Here is a 15,027-nt window from a genome sequence, read left to right on the forward strand (position 1 = left end):
ACGCTTACGCCGCGATGGCCGCCGGGGCAGAACCCATCGCGCGCCCGTGGTGCGCGTCCAGATAGGCCCGCATCAGTGCCGCCATTTCCTCCAGCTTGATCGGCCAGCCACCGGGCAGCGCGCCATGGGTCTGGCGGCTCTTGCCCTCGCCGGTCGGGCGCACCAGCGCATAGGCGATAAAGCCGCCGCCGCTGGGCGGTTGCCAGACATAGATGCGGTCAATCTCGGCCCAGCGGGCGCTGATCACCGTGTTGGTCAGCCCGCCGCTGATGGTAAAGCCGTCCTGATCCAGCACCAGCCTTTGCGGCCGCGCCAACAGCGTGGTGAACACCGCGGTTGCCGTGCCAAACATCAGCACACATGCCCATGCCAGCATCCGGTCGGACGGGTGCAGGCTGGGCTCGTTCAGCAGATGGACGCCCAAAGCGACAAACAGCGTGCAGCCCAGCGCATAGACCAGATATTTGAGATAGGCTCCGAGGATGACGCGGCGGGGCATGGGGGCGGGCTTTCAGGATGGGGAAACCATATTCCGCCGTAATACTACGGGGCCATGGCCAAGGGGACAAGCGGGCTTTAGGCAAAATTCCATAGATGTCCTGAGGCGGGACAGGCGGGCGCAGGCGGCCTCCCATGCGGGTGGCATGGTGGCGCGAACGGGGGTATGAGGCCGCATTCCTTTGCGCCATTTCAGAAAGTGTCCCGCGTGCTGCACCGCCTTGCCGAATATGCCTCGCCCGGGGTGGGCATGAAATCCGCGCTGATTGGGCTGTGGACCAGCTTTGCCGCGATGACGGGGTGTTCGTGGCACCCCGATGGCAGCCGTGCGCAGGTGCAGGATCAGGCGGTCGCCGTTGCGCCTTTGGGTACTCAGGTGGATTGCGCGGTGGGCGAGGCAGGCTGGGCGCCGGCCTGTCATATGGAGCGCGCAGGCGGCGTGATCGCGCTGACCCATGCCGATGGGGCGGTGGTGGTGTTGCGTCAAAGCGGCGGCCATTGGGCGGCGGACGGGGCCGACGATGGCGCGTGGTCCGATGGTATCGGGGCTGATGGCAGGGGTGTGGTGGAACTGGCCGTGGGCGGCAACCGCTATCGTTTGCCGGTGGCGGAAATGGCGGCGGGGGGCGGCCTTGCCCTGCGTTGAACAGATGCGCTGCGGTGATCAGATCCTGACCGTGGCGCAGATGCGCGCGGCCGAACAGCGGTTGATTGACGGCGGCACCTCGGTCGAGGCCTTGATGGACACGGCCGGGCGCGGCGCGGCGGAGTATGTCTGGCGCGTGGCGGGGCCTTTGCGCCGGGTGACGGTGCTGACCGGGCCGGGCAATAATGGCGGCGATGGCTGGGTGCTGGCGCAAGCCTTGCACGCGCGCGGGGCGCAAGTGGCGGTGGTGGTCGCCGCTGATCCGCGCAGCGCGGCGGCCATGGCGGCGCGGGCGGCCTATGGCGGGGCGGTGGGGGATGGCGCGGCGGCGGGCGATGTGCTGGTCGATTGCCTGTATGGCACGGGGCTGACGCGGGGATTGTCGGACGCGGATCTGGGGCTGTTGCGGGGGCTGGCGGCGCGCCACCCCACGCGCATAGCCATTGATCTGCCCAGCGGGGTGGATGCCGATACCGGCGTGCCTTTGAACGAAGGCTTGCCCGATTACGCGCTGACCATCGCGCTGGGGGCTTGGAAACCGGCGCATGTGCTGATGCCGGCGGCGGCGCGGATGGGGCATTTGCGGCGGGTGGACATCGGCTGTGGCGCGGTAGAGGGCGCGGGGCAGATGCTGGCGCGGCCCCGGTTTCAGGCGCCTGCGGCGGACGCGCATAAATACACGCGCGGGCTGGTGGCGGTGATGGCGGGGGCAATGCCCGGCGCGGCGGTCTTGGCGGCCAGTGCGGCGCAGGGCGCGGGCGCCGGCTATGTCAAGGTTTTGGGCGCGGTGGCGGGTGTGACCGTGCCCGCTGATGTGGTGGTGGCGCCCGTGGATGTGACAGACGCCCGGATCGGCGCGTTGCTGGTCGGGCCGGGGCTGGGGCGTGACGCCTCTGGGCATTTCACGCTGGTAGAGGCCTTTGGCAGTGGGCGGCCCTTGGTGGTGGATGCCGATGCGCTGCATCTGTTGACACGGCGGATGATGCCGGTGACCGTGCCCGCGATCGCCACCCCGCATGGGGGCGAACTGGCGGCGATGGAGCGGACGCTGGGTCTGAGCCCTGACGCCAGCAAGATTGACCGCGCCCGCAATCTGGCGCGGGCCAGCGGCATGGTGATCGTGGCCAAGGGCGCCGACACAGTGATCGCCGCGCCCGATGGGCGCTGGGCGGCGGGACCGCGCGCGTCCAGTTGGCTCAGCGTTGCGGGCACAGGGGATGTGTTGGCGGGCGTGATTGCCGCGCGGTTGGCAGCGGGCGTTGATGCGTTTGACGCGGCCTGTCAGGGCGTGTGGCTGCATGGCGCGGCGGCCGCGGAGACGGACGCGCCTTTTTCCGCGCTGGGGCTGGCGCAAAGCGTGGCCAGCGCCTATCGCGCCTGCCTCTGATCCCCGTTTACGTGAAAGTGTGCCCATCGTGACCCAGACCCAAATCCTGCGCCTTGCCGCCAAGGGCGATGGCATGGCCGCCGATGGCCGCTATATCGCCGGGGCCGCGCCGGGGGACATGGTGGACGCCGATGGCGCGATCACGCCGGGGCCAAATCATGCCGCGCCCGCCTGCGCCCATTTCGGCGCTTGCGGCGGGTGTCAGTTGCAACATGTGGGTGATGACGCCTTGGCCGATTTCGTCCGCGACCGGGTGGCCCATGCCGCCAGCGGGCAGGGGCTGACGCCGGGCGTGGTGACGGCTGCGCATCTTTCGCCCGCGCAATCGCGGCGGCGCGCTTCGTTGCGGGCGGCGCGGGTGGGGGGCGCGGTGGCGCTGGGCTTTTCCGAAGGCGGATCGCACAAGATCATCGACCTGAAGGAATGCCCGGTGCTGGTGCCCGAACTGGCCGCCCTGCTGGGACCTTTGCGGCGGCTGTTGGCGCGGCGCGATGGGCGGCTCTCGGTCGAGATCGACATGACGCTGGCCGAGCAGGGCGTTGACGTGGCGATCAAGGGCCTGACGGTCGAAGGGCTGCAACAGACCGAGGCGGTCATGGATTTCGCCAAGGCGCAGGGGTTGGCCCGCCTGTCGCTGGATCAGGGCTATGGCCCGGAAAGCATGTGGGAACCCGATGGCGTGTCGGTGAGCCTGTCGGGCGTGTCGGTGCCGCTGCCGCCGGGCGCGTTTTTGCAGGCGACGCTGGATGGTGAGCAGGCGCTGGTGGGCGCGGCGGTCGAATGGCTGGCTGGCGTCAAGCTGGTGGCAGATTTGTTCTCGGGCCTTGGCACCTTTGCCTTTGCGTTGGCGCAGGGCGGGGCCAAGGTGCTGGCCGCAGAGGCCGACCGCGCCGCCCATCTGGCGTGCAAGGCAGCGGCAGGGCGGGCGCAATTGCCGGTGCATGGGCTGCACCGCGACCTGTTCCGCAACCCGCTGCTGGCCGAAGAACTGAACCGCTTTGGCGCGGTGGTGCTGGACCCGCCGCGCGCCGGTGCGCGTGAACAGGTGGGGCGTATCGCCACCAGCACCGTGGGGCGCGTCGTCTATATCAGCTGCAATCCGGCCAGTTGGGCACGCGATGCGGCCACGCTGGTGGCGGCTGGCTATCGTCTGGCCGAATTGCGCCCGGTGGGCCAGTTCCGCTGGTCCACCCATGTCGAACTGGCCAGCCTTTTTATCCGCGACTGAACCGCGACTGATCAGCCCTTTTTGCGGCGTTTCAGCACGATCAGCTGATAATAGCCCAACGGCCCCCGCCGCGTGCGGATCTTGAACCGGCGGGTGGCCACTGCGCCGGCAGCGCGTTCCGACAGGTCCAGCCGGGGCGTCACATGGAAATGCCGCAGCCACGCGCGCAACCCGGCGCGCAACGGTTGCGGCACGCCCGCGCAATCGCCAAAATCGACGATATGCAGCTCTCCGCCCGGCGCCAGCACGGCGCAGGCGGCGTGCAATGCGGCCTGCCAGTCGGGGATCATCGAGAGCGCATAGGAGATGAACACCCGGTCGAATTCCGCCCGGCCAAACAGGGCAACCGGATCGAAGGCGCAGGCGTCGCCCTGGGCCAGATGGGCGCGCGCCATCAGGCGGCCCTGCGCCGTGGCCAGCATCTGTTCGGAAATGTCAAAGCCATACAGCCGCGCGTGGGGCCAGATATCGCCCACCTGCGCCAGATTGCGGCCCGTGCCACAGCCGATCTCCAGCACATGCGCGCCATCGGCCAGATCCAGCCCGGCGATCATCCGGTCGCGGCCAAACAGGAAATATTTGCGCGTCACGTCATAGATGTGCCGTTGCCAGCGATAGACATCATCCATCAGCGCGCCATGCCGCGCGGGCGTATCGTTCAGGGGCAGAGTGGCCATCGCGCTTACCCCGCAAACCGATAGAGATGCAGCCCGCCATAGATCGACGAGCGGTCCGCCGCGACCAGCGCGCGGGCTTGTGCCGGGTCATAAGCCCAGCGCGACAGGATCGTGTCGGGCACGCGGCCGGGCAACAGCGTTTCCTCGGCGGCGGTGCGGAACAACACGCGCGCGTTGGGGCGGGCGGTGCGGGTGATCTGCGCCCACAGATCGGTCAATTGCGCGTCATCCATCCAGTCCTGCGCGTCCAGCAGAATATAGCGGTCAACGCTGGCGGCGGGCTGGGCGCGCAGATGGTCGGTAAAGCTGGTGTGGCGCCATTCCACCCGGCCCACGCGGTCGCGCAGCGTGTCATAATGGGCGGCCTGCAAACAGGGCGGCAGCGGCGCGTCCGCGTCCCGCCCATAGCCCCGGTTGAACGCCTGCCAGGCAAAGTAATTGTCGGTGATCGGAAAGCCGCAGGCCAGTTGCTCCAACCGGGCGCGCAACACATGGGCCATGCGCGCATCGCCAGCCAGCGCGTCGAATTGCGCAGGCGGAATGCCCAGACCAAACAGGCTGGCGGGCTGGTTCGTCAGCCATCGGATAAAGGCCTTGTCGAACAGGGGGGCGATGGTCGCGTCAAAGATGGCGCGCTGTTCGGCCATGTCGCGCGCGGCCAGCACCGCGCGCAGATCCACGCCATAGGCCCGCGCCAGCAGATGCGCCGCGCCGATGAAATGCCCCAACAGCCCGCGCCGATAGATCCCCCGCGCAAAGCCGCCAATCCGCCGCCGGCCGATCGCGTCGCGCCCCTGCCAATAGCGGCGGGTGGCCTCGTCCAGATGCGGGGCCAGCGTGCTGGCATAGGTCGCCGGATTGTCGCGATGGTCAGCCTCGATCAAAAAGCGGCGCAGCGCGGCATAATCGGGCAGATGGGTAAAGGCGGCCTGTTTCAACCGGCCCAGCGCGATATGCGCGGTGTTCAGATCCACCGCCGTGATCTGGGCCGGATCGGCCACCAGATAGGACAGCGCGTTGCACGAGCCGGACGCGATGGTGACGATACGGTCGCCCGGCTGAATATCCAGCGCCTGCATGTCCACCACCGGGTCCTCCCAGATCTGGGCATAGACCAGCCCGCGAAAGGCCAGCGCAAAGGCGCGGTCCATCAGGCGTTGGCGCAAGCCCGCATGGTGGCGCACCACGGCGGCGTCGATGATGTGCGGGGCAGGGGCGGTAAAGGGCAGGGCGGCTGTTGCGGTCATGGCGGTGCCTTATCGCCGCCGCGTTGCGCCGCCGTGACGGTTGCGTGACGCTTTGGCGTCAGTCATGCAAGGCGATGCGGACGCATAGGCGGTTGTGCTGTCACAATCCGGCTCTATATGGCGGCATTCGGATTTTTCGGGCGCCCTTTGTGCGCGCCCGCATGCTATGGAGGTCCCCGCATGGGCAAGGTTCTGGTGATTGGCGCGGGCGGCGTCGGTTCGGTCGCGGTGCACAAGATGGCGATGAACGCCAATATCTTCTCGGACATTCATCTGGCCAGCCGCACCAAGAGCAAGTGCGACGCCATCGCCCAGTCGGTCAAGGAGCGCACCGGCGTTGACGTGGCCACCTATGCCATCGACGCCGAGGATGTGCCCGCGCTGGCCGCCCTGATCAAGCAGATCGGGCCGAAACTGGTGGTCAATCTGGCGCTGCCCTATCAGGATCTGACGATCATGGACGCCTGCCTGATCGCGGGCGCGCATTACATGGACACCGCCAACTATGAGCCCAAGGATGTGGCCAAGTTCGAATACCATTGGCAGTGGGCCTATCAGGACCGCTTCAAGGAAGCCGGCCTGACCGCGCTGTTGGGCAGCGGCTTTGATCCGGGCGTGACCAGCGTGTTCGCCATGTGGCTGAAAAAGCACAAGCTCAAGACCATCCGTCAGCTGGACATTCTGGACTGCAACGGCGGCGATCATGGTCAGGCGTTCGCCACCAATTTCAACCCCGAAATCAACATCCGCGAAGTGACCGCCCCGGCGCGCCATTGGGAAAACGGCCAGTTCATCGAAACGCCCGCCATGGCGAACAAGGTGACGTTCGATTTCGATCAGGTCGGCCCCAAGAACATGTACATGATGTACCATGAGGAGCTGGAATCTCTGGCCAAGTTCATCCCCGAGCTGGAGCGTGGCCGGTTCTGGATGACCTTTGGCGATGAGTATATCAAGCATCTGACCGTGTTGCAGAATGTCGGCATGACGCGGATCGATCCGGTGATGTATAACGGGGTGGAGATCATCCCGCTGCAATTCCTGAAAGCCGTGTTGCCCGAACCCAGCACGCTGGGCGCGACGACCAAGGGCAAGACGAACATCGGCGACATCGCCACCGGCGAGGCGCTGGATGGTTCGGGCGAAAAGACGTTCTATATCAAGAACATCTGCGACCATGAGGTCTGCTATGAGGAAACCGGCAATCAGGCCGTCAGCTACACGACCGGCGTTCCGGCAATGATCGGCGCGGCGATGGTGATGCAGGACATCTGGACCGGGGCGGGCGTGTTCAACATCGAACAGTTCGATCCCGATCCCTTCATGGCGATGCTGAATGACCACGGCCTGCCCTGGACGGTCGAGGAACTGGACGGCCCGGTCGCGTTCTGATCCGGGCAAGCGCATTGATGAATTGGAACCTGATCCTGCCGCCGGTATTGCTGGCGGGGTCGAATGTGCTGATGAATCTGGCTTGGTACGGCCACCTGAAAACGCCCGCAAAGGCGCTGTGGGTGGCCGTTCTGGTCAGTTGGGGCATTGCCTTTTTCGAATATTGGCTGGCGGTGCCGGCCAATCGCATCGGCGCGCGGGCCTATAATCTGGCGCAGTTGAAAACGATGCAGGAAGTGCTCTCGCTGGCCACATTTGTCGGCATGGCGTGGGTGATGTTCGGGCAAAGGCCGGGGTGGAGCCATCTCCTCGGTTTTGCGCTGATCGCGGCGGGCGCCGCGCTGATATTCAAAAGTCACTGATTGGAGACCCCCGATGGAAACCCCCAATGGAAACTAGGGCAGGCGATCCCGGCGCGTTCCGGCATTTTGATCTGAACCGCGTCGATTCCCCCGCTTTCGTGGTGGATGAGGCACGGTTGCGCGCCAATCTGGCGGTGCTGGCCGATGTGCGCGACCGGGCGGGCATCCGCCTGCTGGCCGCGATGAAGGCGTTTTCCATGTGGCGCGTCGCGCCCATCATCGGCGAATATCTGGACGGGGTATGCACGTCCGGCCTGTGGGAAGCGCGGCTGGCGGCCGAACACTATAAGGGCGAGATCGCCACCTATTGCGCCGGGTACAAGGCGCAGGATCTGCCCGAAATCTGTGGCATGTCGGACCATGTGATCTTCAACTCGCCGATGCAGATCGCCCGTTTTGCGCCTGAACTGGCCGCCGCGCGCAAGGGCGGCAGCGAATTTGACGTGGGCCTGCGCATCAACCCCCTGCACCGCGAGGGCGAGGTCGAGAAATACGACCCCTGCGCGCTGGGCTCGCGCCTGGGCTTTCCGATCGACCAGTTGACGCCCGAAGATCTGGAAGGCGTCACCGGCATCCATTTCCACACCCTGTGCGAACAGGATTTCGAACCGTTGCAGCGCACATGGGCGGCGGTGTTCCCGATGATCGCGCCCTATCTGGTGGCCAATGGCGGGCCGATCCAGTGGCTGAACTTTGGCGGCGGGCACCATATCACGCGCGCCGATTATCAGCGCGACGATCTGGTCGAATTCCTGAAGGCGGTGAAGGTGCAGACCGGCTGTACGCTCTATCTGGAGCCGGGCGAGGCGGTGGCGCTGGACACCGGGATCCTGATCGGCACCATTCTGGACACGCACACCAATGGCGTGCCGGTGGCGATTGTCGACATTTCGGCCACTTGCCACATGCCCGACGTGATCGAGGCGCCCTACCGCCCGGCCATGCTGGGTGAGCGGGACGATGTGGAGCCTGTCCGGCTGGGTGGGCCGTCCTGTCTGGCGGGCGATGTGATTGGCGACTATGGCCTGCCGGTGCCGTGTGAACCGGGGCAGCGTTTCGCCTTTCTGGATCAGGCGCATTATTCCATGGTCAAGACCACGACCTTCAACGGCGTGCCGCTGCCCTCGATCTGGCTATGGAACAGCGCGGATGATTCGCTGGAATGCGTGAAACGGTTCGACTGGACCACCTTCCGCGACCGGCTGAGTTAAGCGGAAAACTGTCATAATCCTGCAATGATTCAACGCCATGCGGCAGAATAGGCCGCATGGCGCCTGGACCGCGAAACCGCGCGGGGGCAGGGCGCAAAAATCCCCTTGCACCCCCCGCAAAATGGCCTATACGCACCCCCCTCGCTGCCCCATGGGGACTTCCAAACCGCAAGGCAGCTTCGTCTTCGTGTTTATCTGGCCGAAAGGCCTATTGGGGGTCCCTTGCGTTGTCCATTCACCAAGATGCACCGGCTGTAGTTCGCGCCTTTTCGCCGACCGAACCCGTTATCCTCAATCGTCCGCAGGCGGCAGCCCGCGCGGCCCGCTTCTTTGTCGAGAAGTTTCCGGGCAAGTCGCTCTATGCCGTCAAGGCGAACCCGTCGCCCGACCTGTTGGCCGTGCTGTGGGACGCAGGCGTGACCCATTACGACACCGCCAGCATCGCCGAAGTGCGTCTGGTGCGCGAGGCCTTGGGGCCGGACGCGGTGTTGTGCTTCATGCACCCGGTCAAGCCTGTGGCCGCCATCCATGAGGCTTATCACATCCACGGTGTGCGCACCTTCAGCCTGGACAGCCACGAAGAGCTGGAAAAGATCGTTGAAGCGACCCGCGACCGCGATGGCAATGACGCCACCGACTTGTCGCTGTGCGTGCGTCTGCGCGTGTCCTCGGAATATTCCGAACTCAGCCTCGCGTCCAAGTTTGGCGTCGATCTGGCCGATGCCGCCCCGCTGTTGCAGGCCACGCGTCAGGTCGCCGATTGCCTTGGCATCTGCTTCCATGTGGGCAGCCAAGCGATGTCGCCCTTTGCCTATGTGCAGGCGCTCGAGCGCGTGCGTGCGGCGATTGTCGACGCGTCGGTGACGGTGGATATCATTGATGTGGGCGGTGGCTTCCCCTCGATCTATCCGGGCATGGAACCGGCCCCGATGGAGGATTATTTCGCCTCGATCCACCGCGCGGCTGAATCGCTGCCGGTGTCCTATTCGTCGGAATTGTGGTGCGAACCGGGCCGTGCCCTGTCGGCCGAATTCAATTCGATGATCGTGCAGGTGGAAAAGCGTCGCGGCAACGAGCTGTTCATCAATGAGGGTGCCTATGGCGCGCTGTATGATGCGGCCCATGTCGATTGGCGTTTCCCCGTGCGCTGCCTGAACGAGACGCGCGAGGGTGCGGCCGAGGAATTCGCCTTCTACGGCCCGACCTGCGATGACGCCGATTACATGGAAGGCCCGTTCCGTCTGCCCGCCGACATCCAGCCGGGCGACTATATCGAGATCGGCATGCTGGGCGCCTATGGCGCGGCCATGCGCACGCGCTTCAACGGTTTTGGTACCGGCCTGTCGGTCGATGTCAGCGATGAGCCGATGAACAGCCAGTATCGTGGCGACCGGGTCCACCCGCGCGCCAAGGACAATGTCGTCTCGCTGCGCTGAAGCGCGGTAAACGGACGCTATTTCGGGGCGAGGGCGGCATGGCCGCTCTCGCCCTTTGCGTGTCCTTAACCGATGGGCGGCACTATTGGTCGGAAACGTACCCGATTGCCCCTTTCGCTTTGCCCTGATCGCCCCTACATGCGCGGATACTATGGCCAGACCAACTCCCGCCGCCTTTGACAAGAAAAAGACCGTCGCCGAAAACCGGCGCGCGCGCTTCGACTATTACATCGACGAGACCTATGAGGCGGGCATCTGCCTGACCGGGACCGAGGTGAAGAGTCTGCGTTTTGGCGAGGGGTCGATTGCCGAATCCTATGCCGAGGTGCAGGGCGGTGAGGTGTGGCTGGTCAATTCGAACGTCCCCGAATTCAGCCACGGCAACCGTTACAACCACGAGCCCAAGCGTCCCCGCAAGCTGTTGCTGCACGAGCGCGAGATCGCCAAGATGACCGGCGCGGTCGAGCGCAAGGGCATGACGCTCGTGCCGCTCTCGATCTATTTCAACGGGCGCGGCCGGGCCAAGGTGGAACTGGCGCTGGCCAAGGGCAAGAACGCGGCCGACAAGCGTGCAACGATGAAAGAGCGCGACTGGAAGCGCGATCAGCAGCGCATCCTGCGCGAGTACAAGTGAGCGCGGCCGGGCCTGAACGCCCTGTTGAGGCCGATGTCACCTGGTTCGCCCGGCAATGGGAACGGATGGCGCGCTGGATGGCCACGCATGTCCCCACGCGTGAAGCGCTGGAGGAAAGCCGGCTCATCCGGCCCTTTGCCCATTTGGTGCTGCGGGCCGAATTGTGGCGCTTTACCCGGCGCAGCGTGCCGCGCGGGGTGGCGATGGGGCTGTTTGTCGGCATTTTCGCGCTGATCCCCGGTGTCCAGATCGTGGGCGCGGCTTTGATGTGCGTGCCGGGGCGCGGGAATATCCCGCTGGCCGCGGCGATGACGTTCCTGTCCAATCCGGCGACCACGCCCTTCATCCTGATTGGTTCGATCTTTGTCGGCAATGGGCTGGGCTTTCATGCCGATCTGGCGACGCTGAACGGATTGATGGCGCATCACGCCGGATTGGCGGAGTGGGCCGGTTGGGTGGTGTCGGATGCCGCGCCCGCCTTGCTGGTCGGGCTGTTCACCATCTCGGCGGTGGCGGCGGCGGTCGGCTATGTGCTGGCGATGGCACTGTGGCGGCTTTGGATTGTGCGTAAGTGGCGCCACCGGTTGCACCCGTCCGACACAGCGATATAGTCCGCCCCATGGGGGAACAGGGATCAGATACGAACACACAGGCGGCACCTGACACGCGGTGGATGATGGCCGCGCTGGTGGGTGGCGGCTTGGCGCTCAGCCTGTTGGCGGTGGCCGCAGTGGTGCGCCAGCCTGCGGTGGTGGCCGCCTTTGCCGGCGGGCTGATCGCGCTGGGCGCGTTGTTTGCCGCCGTCATGATGCGCCCGCGCCCCGCTCCTGTGGCCGAGGTGGAGGCGCAGGACTGGTCTGTCACCATCGCCGCGATCGAGCAATTGGGCGGGGATGATGCCCCGGCTGTGGCGATTGTGGACCGGGCGGGGCGCATGGTGTGCGCCAATGTCGCGTGGGAACAGGTGTTTGGCGTGGCGGTGCCGCCGTCCTTGCCGCTGGCGGGGGGCGGGGGCGATGCCTTGGCTGCCGCCGCGCGGGTGGCGTGGCGCGATGGGCGCGGCAGTGTCGACCAATTGCTGGGCGCGGAGGGTGAGGGGCTGGTCCCGCGCCGTTGGCGTGCCAGCGCGCTGCGGTCCGGCCGGGGTGAGGATTACCTGATCTGGCGCTTTGATCCGGTGGTGGCCGCCGATCCGGTGGCCGATATGGCGGGCCAATTGGCGGGCAAGGCCGGGCGGATGCTGGGACAGGCGGGCTTTGCCGCCGCCATTGTCGGCACCGATGGCCGTATCCGGGCCTGCAACGAGGGCTTTGTTCAGCGCAGCGGGGTTGAGCCGCAGGCCAGTCTGATCGACGTTGAATTCGTGACGCTGTTCACGCAGGACGATGCGGGCCGCATTTTCTGGGAACGTGACAACCGGCAGGCCGCCGCGCTGACGCTGTATTACCTGCCACTGGCCGATCCCGACGTCGAACCCTATCCCGATCCGCAAAGCAGCCCTTCGCTGATGCTGTTGGTCGATGCCGGCGTGGGCATGGGCGGGGGCGCTGATGCTGGCCCCGCAGCGGCGCCGCATCTGGAGGCGTTGCTGGCGCAATTGCCGTTGGGGCTGGCAATGGCCGACCGCGATGGGCGGCTGCTGTTCGCCAATGCCGCCTTTATGCGCGCGGCCGGGCGCGATGGACAGGATCCGCCCACCTATCCCACCGATCTGGTGGTCAAGGAGGACAAGGCCGCGCTGTCCGATGCCGTCCGCCGCTTCGGCCAAGGCCCGGCGACCAGCGGAGACGTGGCGGTGCGGCTGTCCGCACAGCCCGACGATCCGGTCTCGCTGTCGCTGGCTGGCGTGCGCGGCTTGGGCGATGCGGCGGTGCTGTTGGGGCTGACCGACACGACCGAGGAAACCCGGTTGAAGCGGCAGGTGGCCCAAGCCACCAAGATGCAGGCCGTGGGCCAGTTGGCGGGCGGCGTGGCGCATGATTTCAACAATGTGCTGACCGCGATCATCGGCACCTGCGATCTGATGCTGTTGCGCCATACGCCGGGCGACAGCGATTATGACGACATCCAGCAGATCCGTGCCAGCAGCAACCGCGCGGCCAGTCTGACACGGCAATTGCTGGCCTTTAGCCGGCAGCAGACCTTGCGCCCGCAGGTTTTGCAATTGCCCGATATCGTCAGCGAAATCAGCCAGATGCTGCGCCGCCTGATCGGTGAGAAGATCAAGCTGAACGTGACGCACGACCGCGATCTGGGCGCGGTGCGCGCCGATCCGACGCAGTTGGAGCAGGTGATCGTCAATCTGGTGGTCAACGCGCGCGATGCCATGCAGGAGCACAGCCAGCGCCACGGCCGCGACGGCAGCGGGCGGCTGAATGTCTATACGCGGCGGGTGTCGGCGCAGGACGTGCGCGCCATGCGCAGCGACATCCTGCCCATCGCCGACTATACCGCGCTGGTGGTCGAGGACACAGGTGGCGGCATTCCGCCAGACGTGCTGGGCAAGATCTGGGAGCCGTTTTTCACCACCAAGGAGCAGGGCAAGGGCACCGGGCTTGGTCTCTCGACGGTCTATGGCATCGTCAAACAGTCGGGCGGGTTCATCTTTGCCGAGAATGTCGCGACGGCGGCCGGCGGCGTGCAGGGCGCGCGTTTTGTCGTTTATTTGCCTGTGCATCACGGCGCGGTCGAGGTGGCCAGCCCGCGTCCGCGTGAGGGCACGGCGACATGGGCCGGTGGCGGCGACATCCTGTTGGTCGAGGACGAGGACGCGGTGCGTGTCGTGGCCGAGCGCGCGCTGACCCGCGCGGGCTATAACGTCACCTGCGCCAGCGATGGCGAGGCGGGGCTGGAGGCGGTGGAGCACCGGCGCGACTCGGGCATGGCAATGTTCGATCTGATCGTTTCGGACGTGGTGATGCCGGTGCTGGACGGCCCGGCAATGGCCCGCGCCATCCGCAAGCTGGAGCCGGGATTGCCCCTGATTTTCATGTCGGGCTATGCCGAAGAGCAACTGCGAAAAGAGATTAGCCTCGATAATATGCACTTCATGCCTAAGCCTTTTTCCGTACAGCAGATCGCGGAAAAGGTGGCTGGGGCACTGGCTGATGCTGCGGCGCAAAAGGGTTGATTGGGCGGTTTGTTCCGCTCTTGTTCCAACAGAACATCCGTGGTACATGCGTGACAGTTGACCTTTGCCGGCAACACCTTACGCATGGAGACGGAACATGGCTGCTGCACAGCTGAAACTGATTCAGGAAGGCAAAGACAAAGACATGGATCGTCAAAAAGCGCTGGAAGCGGCATTGGCGCAAATTGATCGCGCGTTTGGCAAAGGTTCGGCGATGAAGCTGGGCCAGAAACAGGCGATGCAGGTCGAGGCGATTTCGACCGGTTCACTGGGGCTGGACATTGCCTTGGGGATCGGTGGTCTGCCGCGTGGCCGTATTGTCGAGATTTATGGGCCGGAAAGCTCAGGCAAAACGACACTGGCACTGCACGCCATCGCCGAGGCGCAGAAGACTGGCGGCACGGCGGCGTTTGTGGACGCGGAACACGCGCTGGACCCGGTGTATGCGCGCAAGCTGGGCGTGAACATCGACGAACTGATCGTCTCGCAGCCCGACACGGGTGAGCAGGCGCTGGAGATCGTGGATACGCTGGTGCGTTCCAACGCGATCGACGTGCTGGTGGTCGACTCGGTGGCGGCGCTGGTGCCGCGCGCCGAAATCGAGGGCGAGATGGGCGACAGCCACGTCGGCCTGCAGGCCCGCCTGATGAGTCAGGCGCTGCGCAAGCTGACCGGCTCGATCAGCCGTTCGCGCTGCATGGTGATCTTTATCAACCAGGTGCGCATGAAGATCGGCGTGATGTACGGCAACCCCGAGACCACGACGGGCGGCAACGCGCTGAAGTTCTATGCTTCGGTGCGTCTGGATATCCGCCGCACTGGTCAGATCAAGGATCGCGACGAGATTGTGGGCAACGCTACCCGCGTCAAGGTGGTGAAGAACAAGGTCGCGCCGCCGTTCAAGCAGGTCGAATTCGATATCATGTATGGCGAGGGCATTTCGAAAATCGGCGAAATTCTGGACTTGGGCGTCAAGGCCGGCATCGTTGAGAAATCGGGCGCGTGGTTCAGCTATGATTCGATCCGCATCGGTCAGGGGCGCGAGAATTCCAAGAATTACCTGCGTGAACACTCTGACGTCTGCAACCGGATCGAGGCGGCCATTCGCGGCCAGATGGAAGGCCTGGCAGGCGAAATGATGGTCGGCGCCGATGCGGAGGATGATAGCTGAGAGTCCCG

General features: G+C 65.4%; 14 protein-coding genes. 11 read left to right on the forward strand and 3 right to left on the reverse strand.

Features of this window, described 5'->3' with window-relative positions; translation table 11 throughout:
- Positions 1–4: 4 nt before the first annotated feature.
- Positions 5–499 (reverse strand): hypothetical protein, encoded by a 495-nt coding sequence (locus tag GTZ99_RS03255; protein WP_161716830.1) that lies wholly within the window; start codon positions 497–499, stop codon positions 5–7.
- A gap of 207 nt (positions 500–706) precedes the next feature.
- Between GTZ99_RS03255 and GTZ99_RS03260 the strand changes: the two genes are divergently transcribed.
- The 3 genes from GTZ99_RS03260 to GTZ99_RS03270 all read left to right on the forward strand — a co-directional run bounded on the left by GTZ99_RS03260 (position 707) and on the right by GTZ99_RS03270 (position 3,759).
- The gene (locus tag GTZ99_RS03260) at positions 707–1,144 is read left to right on the forward strand and encodes a hypothetical protein (protein WP_161716831.1); all 438 of its coding nucleotides are present in this window, start codon (positions 707–709) and stop codon (positions 1,142–1,144) included.
- 4 nt (positions 1,145–1,148) lie between these two features.
- Positions 1,149–2,531: an NAD(P)H-hydrate epimerase gene (locus GTZ99_RS03265; RefSeq protein WP_161716832.1), complete on the forward strand. Its 1,383-nt coding sequence runs from the start codon at positions 1,149–1,151 to the stop codon at positions 2,529–2,531.
- A gap of 73 nt (positions 2,532–2,604) precedes the next feature.
- Positions 2,605–3,759 (forward strand): class I SAM-dependent RNA methyltransferase, encoded by a 1,155-nt coding sequence (locus GTZ99_RS03270; RefSeq protein WP_227711086.1) that lies wholly within the window; start codon positions 2,605–2,607, stop codon positions 3,757–3,759.
- 11 nt (positions 3,760–3,770) lie between these two features.
- Here GTZ99_RS03270 and GTZ99_RS03275 read toward each other — a convergent pair whose 3' ends face one another.
- Both GTZ99_RS03275 and GTZ99_RS03280 read right to left on the reverse strand, forming a co-directional pair.
- Positions 3,771–4,436, reverse strand: a complete 666-nt coding sequence (locus GTZ99_RS03275; RefSeq protein ID WP_227711039.1) for a class I SAM-dependent methyltransferase — start codon at positions 4,434–4,436, stop codon at positions 3,771–3,773.
- A 5-nt stretch (positions 4,437–4,441) separates the two neighbouring features.
- Positions 4,442–5,683, reverse strand: a complete 1,242-nt coding sequence (locus tag GTZ99_RS03280) for a DUF3419 family protein (protein ID WP_161716834.1) — start codon at positions 5,681–5,683, stop codon at positions 4,442–4,444.
- A gap of 180 nt (positions 5,684–5,863) precedes the next feature.
- Here GTZ99_RS03280 and GTZ99_RS03285 point away from each other — a divergent pair, with 180 nt between their 5' ends.
- The 8 genes from GTZ99_RS03285 (at position 5,864) to recA (ending at position 15,019) form a co-directional block, all read left to right on the forward strand.
- Positions 5,864–7,075 carry a saccharopine dehydrogenase family protein gene (locus GTZ99_RS03285; protein WP_161716835.1) on the forward strand — a complete coding sequence of 404 codons (1,212 nt, stop codon included), beginning with the start codon at positions 5,864–5,866 and terminating at the stop codon, positions 7,073–7,075.
- Positions 7,076–7,092: 17 nt separating this feature from the next.
- On the forward strand, positions 7,093–7,437 hold the full coding sequence (locus GTZ99_RS03290; protein WP_161716836.1) for a DMT family protein: 345 nt from the start codon (positions 7,093–7,095) through the stop codon (positions 7,435–7,437).
- A 26-nt stretch (positions 7,438–7,463) separates the two neighbouring features.
- Positions 7,464–8,648, forward strand: a complete 1,185-nt coding sequence (locus tag GTZ99_RS03295; RefSeq protein WP_161716837.1) for a carboxynorspermidine decarboxylase — start codon at positions 7,464–7,466, stop codon at positions 8,646–8,648.
- Between the two features lie 227 nt (positions 8,649–8,875).
- A complete protein-coding gene (locus GTZ99_RS03300; RefSeq protein WP_161716838.1) occupies positions 8,876–10,084 on the forward strand; it encodes a type III PLP-dependent enzyme domain-containing protein in 1,209 nt (402 codons plus the stop codon).
- A gap of 151 nt (positions 10,085–10,235) precedes the next feature.
- Positions 10,236–10,718 (forward strand): SsrA-binding protein SmpB, encoded by a 483-nt coding sequence (gene smpB / locus GTZ99_RS03305; protein WP_161716839.1) that lies wholly within the window; start codon positions 10,236–10,238, stop codon positions 10,716–10,718.
- A gap of 65 nt (positions 10,719–10,783) precedes the next feature.
- Entirely contained in the window at positions 10,784–11,329 is a 546-nt protein-coding gene (locus GTZ99_RS03310) for a DUF2062 domain-containing protein (protein WP_161717049.1), read from the forward strand.
- A gap of 8 nt (positions 11,330–11,337) precedes the next feature.
- The gene (locus GTZ99_RS03315; RefSeq protein WP_227711040.1) at positions 11,338–13,848 is read left to right on the forward strand and encodes a hybrid sensor histidine kinase/response regulator; all 2,511 of its coding nucleotides are present in this window, start codon (positions 11,338–11,340) and stop codon (positions 13,846–13,848) included.
- A 97-nt stretch (positions 13,849–13,945) separates the two neighbouring features.
- Positions 13,946–15,019, forward strand: coding sequence for a recombinase RecA (gene recA, locus GTZ99_RS03320; RefSeq protein ID WP_161716840.1), 1,074 nt, complete (start codon positions 13,946–13,948; stop codon positions 15,017–15,019).
- Positions 15,020–15,027: the final 8 nt, after the last annotated feature.

The organism is Novosphingobium ovatum (assembly GCF_009909235.1).
Classification (GTDB): Bacteria; Pseudomonadota; Alphaproteobacteria; order Sphingomonadales; family Sphingomonadaceae; genus Novosphingobium; species Novosphingobium ovatum.

Coding starts and splice junctions, on each gene's coding strand:
- GTZ99_RS03270 (WP_227711086.1), top strand. CDS start 2,605: ATGGCCGCCGATGGCCGCTATATCGCCGGGGCCGCGCCGGGGGACATG.
- GTZ99_RS03315 (WP_227711040.1), top strand. CDS start 11,338: ATGGGGGAACAGGGATCAGATACGAACACACAGGCGGCACCTGACACG.
- smpB (WP_161716839.1), top strand. CDS start 10,236: ATGGCCAGACCAACTCCCGCCGCCTTTGACAAGAAAAAGACCGTCGCC.
- GTZ99_RS03310 (WP_161717049.1), top strand. CDS start 10,784: ATGGCGCGCTGGATGGCCACGCATGTCCCCACGCGTGAAGCGCTGGAG.
- GTZ99_RS03275 (WP_227711039.1), bottom strand. CDS start 4,436: ATGGCCACTCTGCCCCTGAACGATACGCCCGCGCGGCATGGCGCGCTG.
- GTZ99_RS03285 (WP_161716835.1), top strand. CDS start 5,864: ATGGGCAAGGTTCTGGTGATTGGCGCGGGCGGCGTCGGTTCGGTCGCG.
- GTZ99_RS03295 (WP_161716837.1), top strand. CDS start 7,464: ATGGAAACTAGGGCAGGCGATCCCGGCGCGTTCCGGCATTTTGATCTG.
- GTZ99_RS03280 (WP_161716834.1), bottom strand. CDS start 5,683: ATGACCGCAACAGCCGCCCTGCCCTTTACCGCCCCTGCCCCGCACATC.
- GTZ99_RS03290 (WP_161716836.1), top strand. CDS start 7,093: ATGAATTGGAACCTGATCCTGCCGCCGGTATTGCTGGCGGGGTCGAAT.
- GTZ99_RS03265 (WP_161716832.1), top strand. CDS start 1,149: ATGCGCTGCGGTGATCAGATCCTGACCGTGGCGCAGATGCGCGCGGCC.
- recA (WP_161716840.1), top strand. CDS start 13,946: ATGGCTGCTGCACAGCTGAAACTGATTCAGGAAGGCAAAGACAAAGAC.
- GTZ99_RS03255 (WP_161716830.1), bottom strand. CDS start 499: ATGCCCCGCCGCGTCATCCTCGGAGCCTATCTCAAATATCTGGTCTAT.